Source organism: Tahibacter aquaticus (assembly GCF_004363655.1).
GTDB classification, from domain to species: Bacteria; Pseudomonadota; Gammaproteobacteria; order Xanthomonadales; family Rhodanobacteraceae; genus Tahibacter; species Tahibacter aquaticus.
This window is the reverse complement of the sequence record NZ_SNZH01000005.1, coordinates 43,949-66,718: the sequence shown is the minus strand read 5'-3', so window position 1 is coordinate 66,718 and position 22,770 is coordinate 43,949. Positions and strand designations below refer to the sequence as shown.

9 protein-coding genes are annotated in these 22,770 nt (G+C 66.9%); 4 read left to right on the top strand and 5 right to left on the bottom strand.

The genetic code is table 11. From position 1 onward, the window contains the following. Positions 1-337: 337 nt before the first annotated feature. Together DFR29_RS09565 and DFR29_RS09560 are read right to left on the bottom strand one after the other, a co-directional pair. Positions 338-862, bottom strand: a complete 525-nt coding sequence (locus DFR29_RS09565; protein ID WP_208113553.1) for a hypothetical protein — start codon at positions 860-862, stop codon at positions 338-340. 115 nt (positions 863-977) lie between these two features. Next, on the bottom strand, positions 978-3,632 hold the full coding sequence (locus DFR29_RS09560) for an immune inhibitor A (RefSeq protein ID WP_133818369.1): 2,655 nt from the start codon (positions 3,630-3,632) through the stop codon (positions 978-980). Positions 3,633-4,090: 458 nt separating this feature from the next. Here DFR29_RS09560 and DFR29_RS09555 point away from each other — a divergent pair, with 458 nt between their 5' ends. Together DFR29_RS09555 and DFR29_RS09550 are read left to right on the top strand one after the other, a co-directional pair. Further along, positions 4,091-4,936 (top strand): hypothetical protein, encoded by an 846-nt coding sequence (locus DFR29_RS09555; protein ID WP_133818368.1) that lies wholly within the window; start codon positions 4,091-4,093, stop codon positions 4,934-4,936. Positions 4,937-5,149: 213 nt separating this feature from the next. Next, positions 5,150-6,166 (top strand): saccharopine dehydrogenase family protein, encoded by a 1,017-nt coding sequence (locus DFR29_RS09550; protein ID WP_133818367.1) that lies wholly within the window; start codon positions 5,150-5,152, stop codon positions 6,164-6,166. A gap of 34 nt (positions 6,167-6,200) precedes the next feature. Here the strand turns inward: DFR29_RS09550 and DFR29_RS09545 are convergent, their stop codons facing one another. Next, positions 6,201-7,388, bottom strand: coding sequence for a citrate synthase family protein (locus tag DFR29_RS09545; protein WP_133818366.1), 1,188 nt, complete (start codon positions 7,386-7,388; stop codon positions 6,201-6,203). 223 nt (positions 7,389-7,611) lie between these two features. Here DFR29_RS09545 and acnD point away from each other — a divergent pair, with 223 nt between their 5' ends. Together acnD and prpF are read left to right on the top strand one after the other, a co-directional pair. Beyond that, entirely contained in the window at positions 7,612-10,209 is a 2,598-nt protein-coding gene (acnD, locus tag DFR29_RS09540) for a Fe/S-dependent 2-methylisocitrate dehydratase AcnD (RefSeq protein WP_133818365.1), read from the top strand. Positions 10,210-10,274: 65 nt separating this feature from the next. Next, the gene (gene prpF / locus DFR29_RS09535; RefSeq protein ID WP_133818364.1) at positions 10,275-11,459 is read left to right on the top strand and encodes a 2-methylaconitate cis-trans isomerase PrpF; all 1,185 of its coding nucleotides are present in this window, start codon (positions 10,275-10,277) and stop codon (positions 11,457-11,459) included. Positions 11,460-11,692: 233 nt separating this feature from the next. Here the strand turns inward: prpF and DFR29_RS09530 are convergent, their stop codons facing one another. Together DFR29_RS09530 and DFR29_RS09525 are read right to left on the bottom strand one after the other, a co-directional pair. Beyond that, positions 11,693-20,197 carry a glycoside hydrolase family 94 protein gene (locus DFR29_RS09530; protein WP_133818363.1) on the bottom strand — a complete coding sequence of 2,835 codons (8,505 nt, stop codon included), beginning with the start codon at positions 20,195-20,197 and terminating at the stop codon, positions 11,693-11,695. Between the two features lie 361 nt (positions 20,198-20,558). Next, positions 20,559-22,499, bottom strand: a complete 1,941-nt coding sequence (locus tag DFR29_RS09525) for an LTA synthase family protein (protein WP_243746004.1) — start codon at positions 22,497-22,499, stop codon at positions 20,559-20,561. Positions 22,500-22,770 lie beyond the last annotated feature (271 nt).

The window sequence follows — 22,770 nt, the reverse complement described above, 5'->3', positions numbered from 1 at the left end:
TCGGGGTCCTTGCAAGACGGTATGGGTCGGCGAGTATCGCACATTCGTCCAGCGCGGGCAGGGATTGTCTGCCCGCGGCGCCCCGGGCCAGGGGCAGGCCGCAAGGAGCGGGCTGGATTAAGCAGGGGGAATGCCACCCGCTCGCCGCCGCAGGGCGACCGGTGCCGGGCTGCAGGCGCCGTGGCTGCGAACCGGGGAACCGCTGCGCGGGCCTGGCCCGGACGCCGCCGCAGCAGCACCTGTGCCAGTCGCGCTTCCCCCGCAACCGAGCGGCCAAAACAAGGCAGGGAATTGTTGGCCTAAATAAAGATTATTGAAATAGTTTCAAAGAATGAATTTAATCATTATGTGCGCGTTGCGTGGATGCAGCGCTTTTGCCTTCCGGCAACGCATGCAGCCGTACTCGTTCGGGCTTTTCGTAGACCTTTGCTGGAGGTCGTCTGCCATCAGTAAGGAAGCGGCCGCGCAAGTCGACGAACTGGCCGCGCTGTAGGAGGACATGGCTACCTGGCCATTCCGGCGCGATATACCGACCCCCCAGCGTGCTGCAGCACATCGGCGACATCGACGGGTTGGTTCTGTTCGACTTCGGCAGCGGCAGCGGCAGCGGCAGCGGCAGCGGGCTGTATTCGCGCCTGCACAAGTCGCGCGGTGCGCGCCGCATGGTCGGCGACGATCCGGCTGCATTCGGTCCTGATCGAGTGCCACCGGAGCTGAGCAGATGCGGCTGGGCGGCGAGGCCGATGCTCTCGCCTGGCAGTCGCCGTGGCAGCACGACCGGTTGTGCTGCGCCCTGGTCGCCGAGATGGGGCTGGTGGACGAGCACGCCTGGGATGCCCTGGTCCGCGATAGCGGATTGCACCGGGGCCTGGTGCTGTCCTGCCAGGCGCTGCCTGGCGAGGTACTCGCGAGACAACCCCGGCGCACGCGCCGGGGTTGTCCAGTCTTTACTTGTCAAATAGTGAAAGGGTGTTCTTTTACGGTGTGGACGGGTCGAAGCCGTTGCTGAAGATCGCGTCGACGCCGCTGCTGCAGCTGGTGCCGGCGGAAATCAGCACGTCGTCCAGCCAATAGCCTGCCCCGGCGGTCGAATTGTCGGTCGCCAGGCGCCAGCGGAAGTACACGGTGCGTCCGCCGAAGTCGGCCAGGTTGACCACGGCGCGCACGAAGCCGTTGCTGTTGCCGGACCAGGCACGGCGGCCGCCGACCGGGCTGTCGTAGTTCGAGCTGATCGTGTCGGTATAGCCACCCTCGCTGAAGCGGGCGGGATTGGCCGGGATGGTGCCGCTGGCCGCGAGAATATCGACCCAGGTCGTGCCATCCAGCGAGTATTCGAGCACGCTGCCGTCGAACGTATCCTCGGTGTCGAACGAGTGCCAGAACTCCAGCGTCGCGCCGGGGCCGACAGCAATGGCGCTGCTGCTGGCCAGGGTGTGGTCGCCGATGTCGTTGCCGTCGGGCGAGAACCAGGAGTGCGTCGGCGAATGGCTGGCGGTGGTGACCTGGACGAAGTTCGCACCGACGCCGCTACCGGCCGCAGTCCAGCCGGCAATGCCGTTTTCCATGCTGTCGCTGAACGACACTGCCGGCGGGCCGGCCGGAATCGTCGTCTGGGCCGCGGTATTGGCGTCCTGGTTGCCGCTGTTGCAGGTGCCGCTGCCGTTGGCCGTGTCGTCCTCGGCGCGTGCGATGTAGTGGTAGCGCGTGCCGTTGACGACGGCGCCGTCGTGATAGCTGGTACCGGTCTGGCAGCTGGCGATGCGATTGCTGGCATCTGGCGTGAAGCCGGCTGTGGTCGAGCGGAAGATGCTGTATTTCGGCGTCGCCGCACCGCAGCGGTTGCTGCCTGCACTCCAGGCCAGGTCGACGCCGCAGGTGGCGGTTGCGCTGCTGCCTGCGCTGGTCAGGCCGGCGAAGGTCGGCGCCAGGGTGCAGAGGCCCGTCGCTGTCGCGGACGAGCAAGTGCTTTGCGACGATGCGCAGGTCGCACTGGCGCTGTAGGCGCTGACCGAATACGAGTAGGTGGCGTTGCCCGAGACGCTGGTGTCGCTGTAGCTGGTGCCGCTGACGTTGTCGGCGATCAGCTGCGCATTGGTGCCGGGGCAGGTGCCTTCGGCGCGGTAGACACGATAGCTGCTGGCGCCGGCGACGGCCGTCCAGGCCACGTCGAGGCGGTTGGCTGCCGTCGCGGTCACGCTGACGCCGGTCGGCACCGGTGGTGCGGTACAGGCATTGCGGCCGTCCAGGGTCAGCGCGCCGGTATTGGCCGGGTCGAGCCAGTCCTTGGCACGCGTGGCCGGCGTGCCGCCACCTTCCCAGGAAATCGACAGATGGCCGTAGACATCGGACAGGCTGTCGCCAGTCTGGCCGCAGGACGACGGACCGCCGTGCAACTGGCCGATAAAGCGGCGCTGCGCGCTGTACAGCGGCGAGCCGGACGAACCGCCTTCGGTCACCTGCGGCGGAATGGTCAGGCCAGGATTCGGCGGAAACACCGGCGTCGCATCCCAGTGCACCCAGATATGCGTGAGATCGCCCGGCACGGGCGGTATCTGGTTGCCTGCATAGCCCGACGACACGGTGTTGACCTCGGCGAAGGTGATGCGCTTGTCGGCCACGCTCGGGTGATGGATCGCGGCACAGAGGCTGTCGGCCGAACAGGCGAAATCGCCGTTGCCGACGCCGCCCGGCGCGACATACGGCGTGCGGTCCCAGCCGGCCCAGTACTGGCCGAAGGCCTGCGGCACCTGGCCGTTGAGTTCCAGCAGGGTGAAGTCCGAACCGGCGAAGGTGGCGCGCAGTGTCGAACCGGAAATCGACTGGTTGAGCGGGCCGTCGCCGTCCTGGCCGCTGGCCGCGCTGCCGGGAATACGGCAGGTCGTGTTGTTGTAGTTCCAGTAGGTGACGACGGTATCGGCCTCTGCCTGGCTATCGAGGCAGTGGTTGGCTGTGGCGAAGTAGAGCTTGGTGTCTTGTGCCGTATTGTTGACCAGCGAGCCAGTGCAGAAGCGAATGCCGTTCAAGGTGTATGCCGCGACAGCACGTACGTTGTCCTGCCAGGGATCGGCATTGAGCAGGCATTTCACGTCCATGTTGCAGGCACCGGAACTGTCGGGCGGCAGGTCGCCGCGCTTGCCGTCCTTGCGGCCGCCGAAGCCGCGATAGCCCTGGCCGACCTGGCCGATCTCCAGTTCCAGCTCGGCCACTTGCGCCGTCGGAATGGTCACTTCGACGACCAGTTCGGCTGCGCGCACCACCGGCGTCCAGTATTGGCGGGAAGCGCGGTTGTCCGCGGCGGTCAGCGGTCCTATCCGCTCCACGCCGTCAGGCGAGTACAGCCGTATGCTGGCGTCTTTCGGCAGCCAGAATTTGGTGAAGCCGATGTTCAGCGATGCCGCATCCGGCGTCTTCACGTGATAGCGCCAGATGCTGGTCGTGGTATCGATGCGTTCCCAGGTGCCGGCCTTGCCGGTGGTGATCTTCATTGCATGCGGCAGGGCGAAGCGCGGCGGCAGGCCGCGCGCTTCGTCGGCGATGTCTTCCCTATCGACCTTACTGCGGTTCATGGCCGGCAGTGCAACGGAATCGACCTGGGACAACGGCAGCACCTGGGCGCGGAAGGCCGTTGGCACCGCACTTTCTGCTGCGTATGACGCGCCACCCCAGGCGGTCAGCAACAGACAAGCAAAACTCCAGCGAATTCGCATCGAGAATCCCCAAATTTGGTTTGCCCCTGAAGCGATCAGTAATACCTCTGGCGATGCATGCCTGTCGATGCATCAAATGCCCCGATGACGAGTCTGTATGCGGGTGCGGAGGGGACAGAGCCTCAAATATTGGTACATTCCAAAATATTTGTTCTGTTTTCTGTATTTTCTACAGTTCAACCACAGCGGGTACGAAAATGCAGAAACCTCTTGTCGGTGCAGGACCAGCGGGCAGCTGGCGCGGCAGGGTGGGAGTATGCGGCGCGTAGCAACAGGCAGGACGGGGCGACGGCGCAGCGATGCTGCAGTGTGGCTGCAGCTGCAGCCGCCGGCAGAAATTACAAAGCCGGTCGCAGAAAATTTCCCTCTATGGATTACAGCCAATGTCGACAACGTCGTTTCGCGAGCTGCTGGTACGCAACCTGACCGGGCTCAATGCGAAGGAGCGCGAGCATCTGATCCGCTGGGCCTATCGGGGCGATATGCCCGGACTGCTGTCGGACTCGCTGATCAATGCGCTGCAGCAGCAGTCGCCGCCGATCATTGCCGCGTCGGCGGAATGCGTGTTCGCGGGCATGGACTATCACCTGGACTGGCTTTATGCCGCGCTGTATCTGAGCTGCCGGGGGCTCACCGTCGAGCAAGCCTGCGCACAAGGCATCGGCGAAGCGCTGCAGCGGGAAGCTGCAGACAACGACGCCTCGCTGCAGCCAGTTACCGGCACGCAGGAAGATACCGACCTGCTGGCCGTGTTTGCCGATGGCGAGAAAACGGAGGTGCTGTGCATCGAGGCCAAGGGTGTCGGCTCGTTCGGCGGCACGCAGCTGGCGCGCAAGCTTGTGCGGCTCGGCAACATGCTGCGGTCGGTCAAGCCGCTGCTGCCGGCCAGTTTCAGCTGTCGGCTGGTGCTGGCCGGTCCCGATAGACCCTACGCGGTGCGCGCGTCGGACGATATCGCCGCCTATGTCAGCAGAACGCTGCGCGACAGGGCCTTGGCCGCGCACTTGGCCGACTTGCCCGGGCAGTTGGGAAAAGGCTGCAGTTTCGTCACCTTGGACCGCTTCCCCGCATCGCTCATGAAGGTGACTCGCTTCGGCGATGCCACGTCCGGTCCCAAGGCATTCACGCATTGGAAAATCACCCGGCGCTACGGTCGCGATGCGGTAGCGCACAGCGAGAGCAAGGCCGGGGCGGACGGCAGCGAAGTCCACGGCATTCCCGAAGAATAGGCAGGTTGCCGGCGGTGCCCAGGAGGACCAGCGCATGCGCCCAGCGACCCTGCGGGCTGCAGGGATCGAGTGGCCGTAGCGTGGCGGCGTTGCCGGAACGCGATCGGCAGGTGTCGTGCCAGCGGCTAAAGATTTCGATAGCGGCCCGTGCAGCGCCAGTGGTCTGCTGTGGCGAGCTGGATTGCCGGCCTGAGCGGGAGAACGGTTTCTGTCATGAGTATCCATCGCACGGTCGCCGTGTTCGGCGCCTATGGACACACGGGACGCTTCGTCGTCGCGGAATTGTGCAAACGGGGATGGAGGCCGCTTCTGTGCGGCCGCGCCGCGGACAGGCTGTCCGCGCTGGGCGTGCAGTTCCCTGGCCTGGAAAGCCGTGCGGCGGCGGTCGGCGATGCCGCGTCGCTGGACCGCGCTTTCGAGGGCGCGAGCGCCGTCATCAACTGTGCCGGGCCATTTCTCGACACGGCGCAGCCGGTCATCCAAGCCGCATTGCGCGCCGGCATCCATTATCTGGATGTGTGCGCCGAACAGCGGGCCGTGCTCGACATCGTCGATCGCTTTGCTGATGCGGCGCAGCAGGCGGCTGTGACGGTCATGCCGGCGATGGCGTTCTACGGCGGGCTGGCCGATCTGCTGGCAACTGCCGCGCTGGACGACTGGCCGGATGCAGACGCCATCGACATCGGCGTGGCCCTGGACAGCTGGCATCCGACTGCCGGCACGCGGCTGACCGGTGCACGCAATCAGTTCCAGCGCCTGGTCGTCAGCAATGGCCGCCTGCAGGCGCTGGCCGATCCGGCACCGACGCGGCAATGGACCTTCCCGCCGCCGTTCGGAACGCAGCCCATGGTCGCTGTGCCCTTGTCCGAGATTGTCACCCTGTCACGGCACGTGCATTGTGCCGAAGTGCATTCGTATATGAATCTGGCCCCGCTGAACGACTTGCGCGCTGTGGATACGCCGGCGCCGGTAGCAGCCGATGCGGACGGACGCTCGGCGCAGGTCTTCGCGATCGAAACGCTGGTGCACAGGAACGGCCAAACACGGCTGGCCAGGGCACAAGGCCGCGACATCTATGCGATCACCGCGCCGCTGGTGGTAGAGGCATTGCAGCGCATCGTCGACGGCCGCGGCAAGGCGAGTGGCGTCGTTTCCCCTGGTGCGGCCTTCGACGCACGGGACTTTCTTGCATCGCTGCCTGCTTTGCAGGTTTCCCTGCCGCCAGCGTAGTGGCTGCAGTGCAGGCGATCGACAGGGCGGGGCCTTACGGCCGCAGGCCGGTGTACTGCGCCCGCGGCCGGATCAGCCGATCTTGCGCCTGCTGTTCCAGCGCATGCGCCAGCCAGCCGGCCAGGCGGCCGCTGGCAAAGATCACCGTCGCTGACGTCACCGGCAAGGCATGCAGCCGGCACAGCGCGGCCAGGCTGAAGTCGAGGTTGGGGTGCAGGCCGCTGACGGTTCCGGCACGGGCGATCAGTTCGTCCAGCTCGCCCAGCGCGGCGCTGTGGCCGTGCTGCCGGCGCAGCATCGCCAGCAGTTCGGCGGCGCGCGGATCGCCGTCGGGATAAAGCACATGGCCGAAGCCGGGCAGGTCGTCGCCGCGCTGCCAGCGCGCGGCGATTTCGTCGCTGCCGGCAGCGATCAGGGCATGGGCGCGCACGGTGGCGCCGCCATGGCGCGGACCGGACAGCGCGGCCAGGCCACTGCACACCGTCGCGTGCAGATGCGCGCCGGTCGAGGCCACGACGCGGGCGGCAAACGCCGAGACGTTGAGTTCGTGCTCGGCGCAGAGCACCAGCGAGGCGCGCACCAGCTCGCTGAATTCATCGTTGCCGGGCAGCCAGGCTTCGGCAATCTGCCGGTGTACCGGCGCGGTGGAGGGCGGCCGGCCCAGCAGCAGGGCGGCGTTCTGGCGCAGCAGCAGCGCGGCGATTTCGCGCCGCACCGACGCCGCCAGGCTGAAGGAATGGCGCACCTCCAGGCCCAGCAGCGGCATGGCAGCGAGCGTGCGCTCCAGTGCCGGCAGTGTCGTGTCGCCGGCAAACCCTGCCACGCTGGCCGGCCAGTGCAGGGCCAGCGGCGCAGTAAACGGGTCATCGCTGCCGCAGTCCCACAGCCGGCGCGCCACATCTTCCAGCGTGGCGCCGCCGCGCGCGGCGGCGATGGCGGACAGGCCGCGGTAATACGGACCGTCGGGCTGGATCAGCGATATCTGCGTTTCCAGCACCGGCAAGCCGCGATCCAGGCTTTGCGCCGCGCCGCGCGCCGCGCCGCGGCCGGCGCGACGCTTCTGCGCCAGGCGTTCGACCTCCTGGCGGCGATAGCAGCGGCTGCGATGATCCGGCCCCGGCCGCGATTGCAGCAGGCCGCGGCTGACATAGGCGTACAGCGTCGCGCTGCTGATGCCGAGCAGGCGGCAGGCCTCGGTGGCGGAAATCAGGTCGTGGTCCATGCCAACAGGTTGATTGAATCGATCAAGATTGATCAATGAGTCTGAGGATGCCAGATTGCGCTGTCCGATGGCCGCGCTGCGACACGGATGCGGTGGATGCATCGCCGTCTCCGTCCGGCGTGGAGGGGCAGGGCTATCATCCCACTCCGCCTGCGCGTCCTTCGCTTTTTGCGCCTGTGCCACGCATACGGCGCCGCCCGCCCACCTTGCCAGCGAACCCGCCATGAACTCAGCCAATCGCCAACCGCTAGCCGGAACCTCCCTGGATTACTTCGACGCGCGCGGCGCAGTCGAAGCGATCAAGCCCGGCGCCTATGCCGGCCTGCCGTATACCTCGCGCGTGCTGGCGGAAAACCTGGTGCGCCGCTGCGATCCGGCCATCCTGCGCGATTCGCTGATCCAGCTGATCGAGCGCCGCCGCGATCTGGATTTCCCCTGGTTTCCCGCGCGCGTGGTCTGCCACGACATTCTCGGCCAGACCGCCCTGGTCGACCTGGCCGGTCTGCGCGATGCCATCGCCGACAAGGGCGGCGATCCGGCCCAGGTCAATCCGGTAGTGCCGACGCAGCTGATCGTCGATCACTCGCTGGCGGTGGAGTTCGCCGGTTTCGACCGGAATGCCTTCGCCAAGAACCGCGCCGTGGAAGACCGGCGCAACGAAGACCGCTTCCATTTCATCGACTGGACCAAAAAGGCATTCAAGAACGTCGACGTGATTCCGCCGGGCAACGGCATCATGCACCAGATCAATCTGGAGCGGATGTCGCCGGTGATCCACGCTCAGGACGGCGTGGCTTTCCCCGATACCCTGGTCGGTACCGACAGCCATACACCCCATGTCGATGCGCTGGGCGTGATCGCCATCGGCGTCGGCGGCCTGGAAGCGGAAAGCGTGATGCTCGGCCGCGCCTCGTGGATGCGCCTGCCCGACATCATCGGCGTGGAACTGCGTGGCCGGCCGCAGGAAGGCATCACCGCCACCGACATCGTGCTGGCCCTGACCGAGTTCCTGCGCAAGGAAAAAGTCGTCGGCGCCTACGTGGAGTTCTACGGCGAAGGCGCTACCGCGCTGACCCTGGGCGACCGCGCCACCATTTCCAACATGACGCCGGAGTTCGGCGCCACCGCGGCGATGTTCTATATCGACGAGCAGACCCTCACCTACCTGCGCCTGACCGGTCGCGACGATGCCCAGGTGAAACTGGTAGAGACCTATGCGCGCACTGCCGGCCTATGGGCCGACGACCTGGCCACGGCCGAGTACGAGCGCGTGCTCGGCTTCGATCTGTCCAGCGTGGTGCGCAACATGGCTGGACCGTCGAATCCGCACAAGCGCCTGCCGACCAGTGCGCTGGCCGAGCGCGGCATCGCCGGCCCCTGGCAGGACGTGCCGGGACAGATGCCCGACGGCGCCGTCATCATTGCGGCAATTACCAGTTGTACCAATACCTCCAATCCGCGCAATGTGATCGCCGCCGGCCTGCTTGCGCGCAATGCGAATGCGCGTGGCCTGCTGCGCAAGCCCTGGGTGAAGTCGTCGCTGGCACCCGGTTCCAAGGCGGTGCAGCTGTACCTGGAAGAAGCCGGCCTGCTGGGCGAGCTGGAACAGCTCGGCTTCGGCATCGTCGCGTTCGCCTGCACCACCTGCAACGGCATGAGCGGTGCGCTGGATCCGGCCATTCAGCAGGAAATCATCGCCCGCGATCTCTACGCCACTGCCGTGCTGTCGGGCAACCGCAACTTCGACGGCCGCATTCATCCGTATGCGAAACAGGCTTTCCTGGCTTCGCCGCCGCTGGTCATTGCCTATGCCATCGCCGGCACCGTGCGTTTCGATATCGAGAAAGACGTGCTCGGCATCGACACGCAGGGCCAGCCCGTGCTGCTCAAGGACATCTGGCCCAGCGATGCGGAGATCGATGCCATCGTCGCCAGCAGCGTCAAGCCCGAGCACTTCCGCAAGGTCTACGACCCGATGTTCCGCCCTGCTGCGGCGCATGGCGAAAAGATCAGTCCCCTGTATGCCTGGCGCGCGCAGAGCACGTATATCCGCCGTCCGCCGTACTGGGAAGGCGCGCTGGCCGGCGAGCGCACGCTCAGCGGCATGCGCCCGCTGGCCGTGCTCGGCGACAACATCACGACCGATCATCTGTCGCCGTCCAATGCCATCATGGCCGACAGCGCCGCGGGCGAATACCTGGCGCTGATGGGCCTGCCCGAAGAAGATTTCAATTCCTACGCCACCCACCGCGGCGACCATCTGACCGCCCAGCGGGCAACCTTTGCCAATCCGAAGCTGATCAACGAAATGGCCGTGGTCGACGGCCAGGTGCAAGCCGGATCGCTGGCACGGCTGGAGCCCGAGGGCAAGGTCATGCGCATGTGGGAAACGATAGAAACCTATATGCAGCGCAAGCAGCCGCTGATCATCGTGGCCGGTGCCGACTACGGCCAGGGTTCGTCGCGCGACTGGGCCGCCAAGGGCGTGCGCCTGGCCGGCGTCGAGGCGATTGCCGCCGAAGGTTTCGAGCGCATCCACCGCACCAACCTGATCGGCATGGGCGTGCTGCCGCTGGAGTTCAAGCCCGGCACCAATCGCAAGACGCTGGGGCTGGACGGCAGCGAAACCTATGACGTGGCCGGCACGCGCCAGCCGCGCACCGATCTGACCCTGATCATCCGCCGCCGCAACGGCGAAGTGCTGGAGGTGCCCATGACCTGCCGCCTGGACACCGCCGAGGAAGTGTCGATCTACGAAGCCGGCGGCGTGCTGCAGCGCTTTGCCCAGGACTTCCTCGAATCGTCGTCACAGGCGGCCTGACCGCATCGTTCGCTACAGGCTCTTCCCGCTGGAACGCCACGGTGAAATAAAGGAAAAGTTACCGTATGTCGCATCTTCCGCAAATCCGCATTCCCGCCACGTACATGCGTGGCGGCACCAGCAAGGGCGTGTTCTTTCGCCTCGACGATCTGCCCGCCACGGCACAGGTGCCTGGCGAAGCGCGGGACAGCCTGCTGTTGCGCGTGATCGGCAGCCCCGATCCCTACGGCAAGCAGATCGACGGCATGGGCGGCGCCACCTCCAGCACCAGCAAGACGGTGATCCTGAGCCGCAGCAGCAGGCCCGGCCACGATGTCGACTACCTGTTCGGCCAGGTGTCCATCGATCGTGCCTTCGTCGACTGGACCGGCAACTGCGGCAACCTCACGGCTGCCGTCGGTTCGTTCGCCATCAGCAACGGCCTGGTCGACGCGGCGCGCATTCCCCGAGACGGCATCTGCACCGTGCGCATCTGGCAGGTGCAGATCGGCAAGACCATCGTCGCCCATGTGCCGGTCAGCAACGGTGCCGTGCAGGAAACCGGCGACTTCGAACTCGACGGCGTGACCTTTCCGTCGGCCGAGGTGCAGATCGAATTCCTCGACCCGGCTGACGAAGGCGAGGACGGCGGGGCGATGTTCCCCACCGGCAACCTGGTCGACGCGCTGGAAGTGCCCGGCGTCGGCACCTTGCAGGCAACGATGATCAATGCCGGCATACCGACCATCTTCGTCAATGCGCAGGATATCGGCTACAGCGGCACCGAACTGCAGGGCGCGATCAACGAAGACGCCAAGGCACTGGCCATGTTCGAGAGCATCCGCGCTCACGGCGCCGTGCGCATGGGCCTGATCGGCGACGTTGCCGAGGCGGCCGGCCGCCAGCACACGCCAAAAGTGGCGTTTGTGGCAAAGCCGGCGACCTATACCTCGTCCGGCGGCAAGGTTGTCGCGGCCGGGGACATCGACCTGCTGGTGCGTGCCGTGTCCATGGGCAAGCTGCATCACGCCATGATGGGCACGGCCGCCGTGGCCATAGGCACCGCCGCGGCGATTCCCGGCACGCTGGTCAACCTCGCCGCCGGCGGCGGCGAACGCCAGGCCGTGCGCTTCGGCCATCCGTCCGGCACCTTGCGCGTCGGCGCCGAAGCGCAGCAGGCCGACGGTGTGTGGACGGTGACCCGCGCCATCATGAGCCGCAGCGCGCGCGTGCTGATGGAAGGCTGGGTGCGGGTGCCGGCCGAGGTGTGATGGCTGCACCGGGTAGGGCGACAAGCGCAACGAATCGCGCCGTCAAGGCATGCCGTTTTTACGCAACGCCGCACACTTGGCGGCGCAATTCGCCACGCTCATCGCGCCCCGGACGATGCCGCGCGCCCTGCTTTTGTAGGGTGCGATGAGCGTAGCGAATTGCACCGTCAAGGCATCCGGGTTTGCGGCAATGCCACACCTCCCGCGGCGCAATTCGCATTGCTAATCGCGCCCTACGGAGCCTGCGCGATGACGAACTCCAGGAAATGCTCGCCGCCGTCGTCGACCAGTTCCAGCGTCGCCGGCAGCGCAATCGCCGTGCCTTCGCCGGCGACCACGATGCTGCAGCGGTAGACCGTCGCGCCGACGCGGTAGTTGAAGCGGAAGCCCGGCCAGTGCGGCGGCAGGCGCGGATCGATATGCAGGTGCATGCCGACCCGGCGCAGGCCGAGCAGCGATTCGACGATCAGGCGGTACATCCAGCCGGCCGAGCCGGTATACCAGGTCCAGCCGCCGCGCCCCGCATGCGGGTCTACCGCGTAGACATCGGCCGCGGCGACATAAGGCTCGACTTTGTACGTTTCCACATCCTGCGGCGTCAGCGCATGGCGCAGCGGGTTGATCAGGTCGAACAGTTCCCAGGCCTCGCGCGTGCGGCCCGCTTCGATGAAGGCCATGACCGACCAGATCGCCGCATGGGTGTACTGGCCGCCGTTTTCGCGCACGCCGGGGACATAGCCACGGATATAGCCTGGATCCAGCGGTGCCTTGTCGAACGGCGGATCGAGCAGCTGGATCAGCCGCGTCTGCGGCCGTACCAGATGCGACTTGAGCGCATCCAGCGCGCGCTGTGCGCGCTCGTCGCTGGCGGCGCCGGACAGCACGGCCCAACTCTGCGCAATCGCATCGATGCGGCATTCTTCGTTGCCGGCGGAGCCCAGCGGCGTGCCATCGTCGAAATAGGCGCGCCGGTACCAGTCGCCGTCCCAGCCGTGCAGCTCCAGGTTGGCGCGCAGTTTCGCGGCTTCGCTTTCGCAGCGGGCGGCGAACGGCGCATCGCCGCGCGCCTGCGCCAGCGGGGCAAAGTCCAGCAGTACGCGATAGAGGAAAAAGCCCAGCCAGACGCTTTCGCCGCGACCGTCCTTGCCGACGTTGTTCATGCCGTCGTTCCAGTCGCCGCTGCCGATCAATGGCAGTCCGTGCACGCCCAGGCGCAGGCCATGCTCGATCGCGCGTACGCAATGCTCGTACAGCGCTACATGTTCGTCCCAGCGCAGCGGCAGGTCGTAGTACGACTCTTCGCCCGGCACCAGCGCGCGCCCGTCGAGAAACGGCAGGGCTACGTCGAGTACCGCGCTGTCGCCGCTGCAGGTGACATAGCGGCAGGCGGCGAACGGCAGCCACAGGTAATCGTCCGAGCAGCGCGTACGCACGCCGCGGCCGCTGGGCGGATGCCACCAGTGCTGTACGTCGCCTTCCTTGAACTGGCGTTGTGCACAAAGCAGCAGTTGTGCGCGCAGCAGGCCTGGCGCGGCGTGGGCCAGGGCCATCGCGTCCTGCAGCTGGTCGCGGAAGCCGAACGCGCCGCCAGACTGGTAGTAGCCGCTGCGTCCCCACAGGCGGCAGGCGATCACCTGGTACAGCAGCCAGCCGTTGCCCAGCGCGTTGAGCGCCTCGTCCGGCGTATCCAGTTCTATCGTGCCAAGCAGGCCGCTCCATTGCGCGCGCACCGCATCCCAGGCCGCCCGGGCCGAGCCGGGCCGGCGCTGGCGCTTCACCAGCGCACTGGCCTCGTCGGCGCTCGCGGCCGAACCGAGGCGGAAGATGATTTCGCGCGACTGCCCTTCCTCCAATTCGAATGGAATCTGGATCGCGCCGCAGGGGTCCATCAGCGCGCCGACGCGGCCGGACAGGCGCGTGCGTTCCATTGCCGCCGGACGCGCCAGGTTGCCGTTGCGGCCGATGAATTCCAGCCGGTCACCGCTCAGGGTGCGGGCCGGCTCGTCGACGTCGAAGAACGACACCCACTCACCGAATTCCGGATGAAAGGGATTGCGCGCGAGCAGCGCACCACTGCCCGGATCGAGTTCGGTCACGACGTGCATGGCCGACTTGGAGGCCAGGTCGCCCAGCACCCATTCGACATAGCCGGTGGCCGACAGGGAGCGGCGCCGGTTGGATACATTGCGCAGTTTCAGCACGATGAATTTCACCGCGGCATCGGGCGCGACGTAGATGCGCTGCTCGCTGTGGATGCCGTTCTCGCAATGCTCGAACACGCTGTAGCCGAAGCCGTGGCGCGTGGTATACGGCTCGCTGCCGGCGGCGGGCAGGGCCGAGGGCGACCAGTACTGGCCGCTTTCCTCGTCGCGGATGTAGAAGGCTTCGCCGGCGCTATCGCCGACCGGATCGTTCTGCCACGGCGTCAGGCGGTATTCGTGCGCGTTCTCGCGCCAGCTGTAGCCGACGCCGCTTTCCGACACGATGCAGCCGAACTCGGGATTGGCGATGACATTGATCCACGGCACCGGCGTCGCTTCGCCCGGGCCGGTCGTGATCACGTATTCGCGTCCGTCGGCAGAGAATCCGCCGCGGCCGTTGAACAGGCGCAGCGGCGCGCGCACAACCGGCGCGGCCAGCTCCTTTGCCGTGCGCGGCGTGTTGTCTGTCGGCAGCAATCGCGGCATGCCGATGTCGGCGGGTTCGCGCCGCGCCAGGTGTTCGGCCAGGCTGCCTTTCTTGTCGTTGAGGACGATCCGCGCCACCGCCAGCAGCAGCATGCGGTCCTCGTGCGGAATCTGTTCTGCGGCGCGCACGAAAATGCCGCCTGGCCGCTCCAGCAGGTTGGCATCGACGCTGGCGGCGATCATGCCCATCAGGGCGTCGTGCAGGTTCTGCCGGTAGCCGCCGCGTTCTTCATTCCATATCACCAGGTCGGCCGACAGGCCTTTCATGCGCCAGTAGGCATGCGCCTGCACCGCATCGCGCGCCAGGCCCAGGTCGTCGCTGCTGCTGACCTGCAGCAGCAGGATAGGCAGGTCGCCCGAGATGGCGTAGGCCCATAGGCCCGGCTGGCCGCGCCGGTTGCGCAGCACCAGTTGCGCCTCGGCGCGCAGCGACGGATGGCTGTACAGCATGCGCCCGGCCAGGCGCGCATAGGTCTGTGCCTGGACTTCGCTGATATTGATCTGGCGCAACGAAACCTGGCTGTGCGTCCAGGCCAGGTCGATGACGCGGTCGGCCAGGCGCTGGTCGTGGTATTTGTCGACCAGTTGCAGGCAGATCTCGCGGTTCGGCGCGACGCCCATGACCAGGTCGACGTGTACGGTCTGTTCCGGCTGCACGACGATGCGGTGGCGCACCGCGACGACCGGGTCGAGCACCGAGCCCTGCGTGCCCGACAGCGTGGCGTTGCGTTCCATGGCCTGCGGATGGCTTGCCGAGCGGCGCCGGCCGAGGAAGCGCGCGCGATCGGTTTCGAACGTTACCTCGCGGCTTTCGCCATCGTGCACGGCGAGCAGGTGGAACATCCACGGCGTCGTGTCGTGCGCGTCGCGCGGCCGGCGCGAACAGAGGATCGCATCGCGCGCCGCAACGATTTCGGTCTGCACGAACAATTTGCTGAAGGCCGGATGCAGGCTGTCGCTGATCGCCGGCGCCAGCACCACTTCGGCGTAGCTGGTGATCTCGATGCTGCGTGCCGTTGCCGCGCGGTTGGTGATGCGGGTGCGGCGCAGCTCGATATCGTCTTCGGGCGAGACGACGATTTCGGTATGCGTTTCCCAGCCGTCGAGACGGCGGCGGAATTCCACGCGCGCTTCGGTGAACACGGTCTCGTAATCTTCGTCCGGCTGCAGCGTCGGCTGGAATGCGGTCGACCAGGTACGTCCGCTGTCCAGGTCGCGCAGGTAGCAGAAGCTGCCCCAGGCGTCGCGCGTCGGATCTTCGCGCCAGCGCGTCAGCGCAATGTCGCGCCAGCGGCTGTAGCCGCCGCCGGCGCTGCTGAGCATGACGTGGTAGCGCCCGTTTGACAGCAGCTGCAGCGCCGGCGTGGCCGGGTCGGGACGCTTGAAGACGCGCAGCGGCACGGCCGGCAGATCGCTGGTATTGCGCGCGTCGACGCGTTGTGGGTCGCTGGCCGGCGGTCCGGCGGCGCGCGGTACGCGCTCCTGCAGCAACAAAAGCGCAGACTGTACTTGTGCATCGGCCTCGAAGCGGCGCTGCATCGGCCGGTCCAGCAATACATGTGCGAAGGCGAGCAGGCTCATGCCCTGGTGATGCGCCATGAACGAGCGCACCACGGCGCAACGCTGCCCCGGCGGTATGCGCGGCGTGCTGTAGTCGATGGCTTCGTAGAAGCCGAACGGTGTCAGCCAGTTCTGCTCGGCCTGGCGCTGCAGGTTCGCCGCCGCCGCATTCGGTGCTACCAGCAAGGCGAGGGCGCTGGCATAAGGCGCGATCACCAGTTCCTTCGACAGCCCGCGCTGCAGGCCCAGGCCGGGTACGCCGAAGGCGCGGTACTGGTAGTTCTGCGCCGCATCGGTCAGGTGATAGCCGCATTCGGACACGCCCCAGGGCACGCCGCGCTCGCGCCCGTAGGCGATCTGGCGCGCCACCGCGGCCGCGGCGGTATGGGCGAGCAGCGACTGCGGATAGGCCGGCATGACCAGGTTTGGCATGAGGTACTCGAACATCGAGCCGCTCCACGACAGCAGTACCGGCGCACCGCCGGTGTGGGTCAGCAGCCGGCCCAGCGAAAACCAGGCTTTCTGCGGCACCATGCCCTGGGCCACCGCGACGAACACGCCCAGGCGCGCTTCGGAGGCGAGCAGGTCGTAATAGCCCGAGTCGCGGCGATGGTCGTTGACGTTGAAGCCGATGCTGAACAGGTCGCGCTTGCGGTCGTACAGAAACTCGTAGTCGAGTATCGCGAAAGCACCCGCGCGCTCGGCCAGTTCCTGCGCCGACTTCAGCCAGGCGCTGGCCGCGCTCGATCCCGCGTCGGCCAGGTCCGCCAGAACAGCGCCGGGTCGCGCTGAAAAAATCGCGATTTCTTCAAGGACTTCGGTGCATTGGGCGAGCAGTGCCTGGGCCCACTCGGCCGTTTCGGCGTCGGCGTTGGCGGCCGCGTCGTCGCGCAGGGTGTTGGCGAGGGCGAGCAGACGGTTCAGGTCGGCCGTCAGGTCGCTTTCGCCGGCATGCTGGGCGCGCTGCGCGGCGGCGGCGGTGCGGATGAAGTGCATCACCGGCGCCTGCAGCGCAGGCGGCGACAGGGCATGCAATACGCCTGCCGTGTCCTGCAGCCCGTCCAGCAGGCGTGCGCGCAGCGGCGTGTAGCGGCGCAGGCCGAGCAACCCCTGGCGCAGGGTGAGCAGGTGTCCGGCCAGGTTGCCGCTGTCGACGGTGGAAACGTAGCGCGGGTGCAGCGGCGCCAGCGTGCAGGTGTCGTACCAGTTGAACAGGTGGCCGCGATAGCGTTCCAGCCTGTCCATGCTATCGAAGGTGGCGCGGGTGCGTTGCAGCAGCCGGTTGAGCGTGAGGTAGCCGAAGTCGTGCGCGGCCAGGCTGGCGAGCAGGCTCAGGCCGATGTTGGTCGGCGAGGTGCGGTGGGCGATCACGTCGCCGGGCTGCTGCTGGTAGTTGTCCGGCGGCAGCCAGTTGTCGGCCGCGCCGACATGGCGCTCGAAGAAATGCCAGGTACGCCGCGCCGCATCGCGTAACAGCGGCTGATAGGCGGGGTCCAGCGTGGCCTGGGCCGACTGGCGCGGCCGGCTTGCGCGCCAGGCCAGCAGTGGCGCGACCAGCCAGAGCAGCAGCAGCGGCAAGGCCGCGGCGAGCGCGGCGGGATTCCAGTGCAGGAGGGCCGCGGCCAGTGCGATCGCCGCCAGCGGCGCAACCGCCATGCGGCGCAACAGACTGGGCAGGTCGTCGCCGCCGCCGTGCTCGACGACGCTCGACGGCGTCCATTCCAGCAGGTGGCGCCGCGACACGTAGAGGCGCCAGAGCGTGCGCAGGATCGCGTCCAGGGTGACCAGGGTTTCGAACGGCAGGAACGCCAGCGCGAATACGGTCTGGCCCAGGCGCTTGCCGGTGGCGCGGGCGACGACGTCGATATGTCCGCGCCAGCGCCAGTCGGCCGGCGCCCGCAGCAGCCCGAGCAGCGCTTCCACTGGCACCGGCGCCAGGGTCAGCAACAGCACGAAGACCGTCCAGCTGACCGCCTCCGGCAGCACCAGCCAGCCCAGCACGAACAGGGCGAACTGCGCCGGCGTGGCCAGGCTGCGGCGCAGATTGTCCAGCACCTTCCAGCGCGACAGCGGCGTCAGCGGGTTCTTGCCGGAGCCGGCCTCGGCGCGCGGCACGCGCGGCAGCAGCCAGCGGGCGATCTGCCAGTCGCCGCGGATCCAGCGATGCCGCCGCTTGATGTCAGAGCGATAGCTTTGTGGAAAATTCTCGAAAACTGCAATGTCGCTGACCAGGCCGGCACGAGCATAGCAGCCTTCGAGCAGATCGTGGCTCAGGATGCGGTTGTCGGGCAGGCGCCTGGCCAGGGCGTGTTCGAAAGCATCGACATCGTAGATGCCCTTGCCGGTGAATGAGCCTTCGCCGAACAGATCCTGGTAGACGTCCGATACGGCGCGCGTATACGGATCCAGCCCCGGGTCGCCGCCGAACAGCCGGGCAAAGTCGGACGCGCCGGCCAGCGGTAGGGTGGTGCCGACGCGCGGCTGCAGAATGCCGTAGCCCGACACGACACGGCCGCGCTCCGCGTCGAAGCGTGCGCGATTCAGCGGATGCTGCATGGTTGCGATGAGCTTGTGCGCGGTGTCGTGCGGCAGCCTTGTGTCGGCGTCCAGCGTGATCACGTAGCGCACCTGGCGCAGCAGTTCGATGTCGCCGACCAACTGGGCGAAGCGTTCGCCGCCAGCGCCACGCAGCAGCGCGTTCAGATCGCCGAGCTTGCCGCGCTTGCGTTCCTCGCCCATCCAGGCGCCTTCGCCCGCATTCCAGCGGCGCGGCCGGTGCAGCAGGAAGAAGCGCGAGCCGCCGCTGTCCGCATACAGGCGATTGAGGCGTTCGATGCCGGCGACAGCCGTGGCAAGTACGGCGGCGTCGCCGGGCTCGTGTTCGCTGGCGGCGTCGGGAAAATCGCTGAGCAGGGCGAAATGCAGATGATCGACGCGGTTGGCCAGGTAGCGTATTTCCAGGTCGTCCACTTCTTCCTGCGCCGAGGCGGTACTGCCCAGCAGGGTAGGCACGACGACCAGCGTGGCCGCTTCGGCGGGAATGCCGCGCGAGTAGTTCATGCGCGGCAGTGTCTTCGGCACGACGGCGAAGGTGGCGAGCCAGTTCACCACGACCAGGGCCAGCTGGCTGGCGGCGAACAGCAGCGGCAGCGCCAGCAGCGCAGTCCATTGCGCCGACAGGGTCAGGCCGGGCAGCAGCAGCGGCAACAGCGCAAACGCCGCCGTCAGCAGCAGGATGGCGCCCAGGTAGAGAGGCACCGGAATGCGCTGCAAGGTAGGGCGCAGGCCGAAGCCGCGCTCCAGTTGCGCCAGGCCGGCGTCGACCAGGTAGTAGCCCACATGGGTCTGCCGCGCGTCCGCTGCGTCGCCGCCCGCGGCCGCCAGGGCAACGGCCGCCCGAGCTACTTCGGCTTCGGGCCGAGCCGCCTTGCGCGCGACGCGTTCGACCACGTGGCGATAGGTGTCGCGCGTGCTGAAACTCATCTGCGTGTAGACGCCGGCCGGATCGCTGGCGAGCACCGCCTCGATCTGGCTAAGCCCCTCGACGAAGCCGCGCCAGTCCGTCGACAGCAGCAGGCGCAGGCTGCCGATGCTGTTGCTGACCGACATCTGGTCGGCGGCCTGCTGCTGGTTTTCCGATTGCACCAGCTGTTCGATCGTCACGCCGGCCTCGGCCAGGCGTTGTTCCAGCCACGACACGGGCAGCGCCAGCGACGCGTTCTGGCTGTGCAGGCGCTGCATCAGTTCGGCGACGAAGGAACTGCTCGCCGGCGGATCGGAGCGGGCCATGTCGGCGACGGCGAGGATCAGGCTTTTCGGATCGTGCGCGACGATCTCGGCCATGCGCTCGCCCCAGTCGGCGGCCAGGTCGCGATGGCGGCGGTCCAGCGCGACGCGCGTGGCGACGCGGCGCAGGTTCTCGATCAGGGCCAGACGCAGCATGATCGGGATCGCCCAGAGTTCGCCCAGGCTCAGCGGCGCCATGCCCTGGTAGGCGGCGACGAAGCGATGCAGGCTGTCCTGGTCGAAGCGGCCATCGCCATGGGAAATTGCGTTCAGTGCGATGTCGTAGATGCGCGGCAGCCCCGCCGACATGCCGTTGGCAAGGCGCGGCAATTGAGAACTGTAACCTTTGGGAAAATGCAGCCTTGCCGTGCGCAGGTGCTCGTCGATCAGGTAGTAGTTGTCGAGCAGCCATTCGCTGGCTGGCGTGACGCGGCGGTTTTCGCCGATCGCGCGGGCGAGCAGGGCGCAGGTGTCCAGCAGCACCGTTTCGTTCTCGTCCAGCCGCGCGAGCAGGTGGTTATGGCCGCGGCCGGGCTGTACGCGATGAAACGCCGCCAGGGCGCGGCCGTGGTCTTCCATCTGGTCGGCGCTGAACAGCTCGGCGCGCAGCGGCGATTCGGCGGCTTCGCTGTGGCGGCGGCGGTAGCGCGCGCCGGCCAGCAGCGAGACGAGCTTGTCACGGTAGTGCTTGAACGATTCTTTCACCGGTTTCCTCGGGTTTTCCACGGCGCAGGCAAGCCGGACATGGCGAACCGCGAAACCGTGCGTCGCGCTGAAGCCGCAGCGTCGGAAACGTCGTAGCGCGGTGCCGCGCGCAACAGGCGCCGGCAACCGGTAAAGCGAAGGCGGGCAGGGCAGTGGCGCCCCGCGACACAGGCGGAGCTGGGCGCGGGAAACCTCGGAGGCGCCGGTTATCATGCCTGTTTTTTCGTCGCTACGCGGTGAAAGCGGTTTGCGCTGTATGGATAGGCGGTCTCGTGCCGAGCGCCGCAAGTGCGCACAGCGGCCTGTCCGGTGAATGGCGGCGAACGATACCGGCAGCTTCCGGCGAACGTCGCCGACCCTGCTACGGCGTGGCCGCGACCTCAGTCCTCGGAGCCGACAGCATGCCCTTGCGGAACAGATAGCTCGCGGTCTGGTAGTAGCTGATCGCCTCGTCGGCCAGCGCCGGATCGATCGCTATGTCGGGCTGCTCGCTGTTCTTGTCGTAGTCGGGCCTGACGCTGTCGATATGACTGCCTGGCGCCAGTTCGATCAGCTGGTCGTTGCGCAGATAGCCCAGGCGCTGGTAGTTGCCGATGAAGGCGCGTTCGCGGCCGGGCTCCAGGCGGAAAACATCGGCACCGAAGAAACGGCTGCGGTAGTTCAGGCCGAGCAGGCCGATCACGGTAGGCGCGATGTCGATCTGGCCGACCAGGCGTTCCTCGCGCGCCGGCGGCACGTGCCTGGGGGAATAGATGAGCAGCGGAATGTGATAGCGGAATACCGGCAGGCTGGCGATGCCGCCGGACGAGGCACAGTGGTCGGCGGTGATGACGAAGACCGTATCGTCGAACCAGGGCTTTTCCCGCGCCCGGCGCAGCAGGTCGCCGATGGCCCAGTCGGTATAGCGCACCGCGCTTTCGCGCTTGCCCTGGGGCGCATCGATGCGGCCTTCGGGAAAGGTATACGGACGATGGTTGGACGTGGTCATGATATGGCCGAAGAACGGTTTGCCGGCGGCATGGATGCGGTCGAATTCGCTCAGCGCCAGGCTGTACAGGTCTTCGTCGGCCACGCCCCAGATATTCGCCTGGTGGATTTTTTCCGGCGCGATGGAGCCGCGGTCGCGCACCTCGTAGCCGTTGTTGCCGAAGAAATAGTTCATGTTGTCGAAGGCGCCATAGCCGCCGTAGAGAAACTGCGACTCGTAGCCGTTGGCATTGAACACCGTGGCCATGCTGAAGAGATTCTCGTTGTGCGGCCGCTTGACGATGGATTCGCCCGGCGTCGGCGGTATCGACAGGGCCAGTGCTTCCAGTCCGCGCACGGTGCGCGTGCCCGAGGCGAACAGGCGCGTGAACATCAGCGACTGGCCGGCCAGCTTGTCCAGTTCCGGCGTCAGGCTGGGATTGCCGCCGTAGGCGCCGGAATAGAACGCTGACAGGCTCTCGACGCTGATCAGCACGACATTGAGCTTGCGCGGCTCGCGATTGGCACGGATATCGCGGGTGATGTCGAACGGATCGTCGTTGACGAAGGTCGCGTCGGGTGTCTGCAGCAGGCGGCGCAGGTTGGCGAAGGCCTGCGCATCGGGCAGGTTCTTGTAGAAGCGCGGAAACGACAGTTCGCTGGAACGCACCGCGGCGAAGAACTCGTAGATGCCGTTGCCGGCGAGCTGGTTGACGTATTCGTTCGCGGTCTGCTGCTTCAGGTTGCCGTCGACGCCCAGGGTGATCAGTGCCGTGGCGACCAGCCAGCCCAGCGCGACGAGGCTGCGCGTCGCGAAGGTCGAGCTGTCGCCGACCGGCTGGCGCCAGCGCCGGGCCAGCAGGAAGATCGCCGTGGTTGCGAGCAGGATGCCGGCGAGGATGCTGCGGATCGGATACGACTCGCGGATATTGCCGATCACCTCGTTGGTATAGATCAGGTAATCCACCGCGATGAAGTTGAAGCGGGTCTGGAATTCGTCCCAGAAGGTCCACTCCGCGCCGGCGACAAACAGCACGATGAAGACCAGCAGGAAACACAGTGCTGCCAACGCAGTGCGGCCCAGGCGTGCCGTATGCCAGCGCCGCGGCATCAGCCACAGCAGCAGTACCAGCGGCCAGGCGAAATACACGAACGTGAGCAGGTCGTAGCCCAGCCCGACCAGGAAGGCAAACAGCCAATAGCCTGGCGACAGCGGAATGCCCGGTCCGGTCGCGATCAGCAAGGCCAGGCGGGTCAGTGTCGCTGCCGCGAGGAATACGCCAGCGAACCAGAGCAGCGGGCGGAAGCGGAGCCAGGTAGATTTGAATTTGTTCAAGATGGTTCCTGTGGATGTGTATACGCCGCGGCCGCGCGCGGCACTGACGGGGGCCGTATGCCGTTCATGCGCTGCGATGCGGCAGTTCGGCCAACTCAGGCGGCAAGCCTCGCGCTCGCGCTGTAAGCCGTTCTGAGCCGAATCTCAGGGGCCGGTTAACGCGGCCGTCCCGGCGGCGGAGGCGTATTCCGGGCTGCAAGCCGGAGCGGGCGATCGTCTGTGGCCCGTTTTTAATGCGAATCAATCGCATTAGCCTCATTTGGCTAGCGCA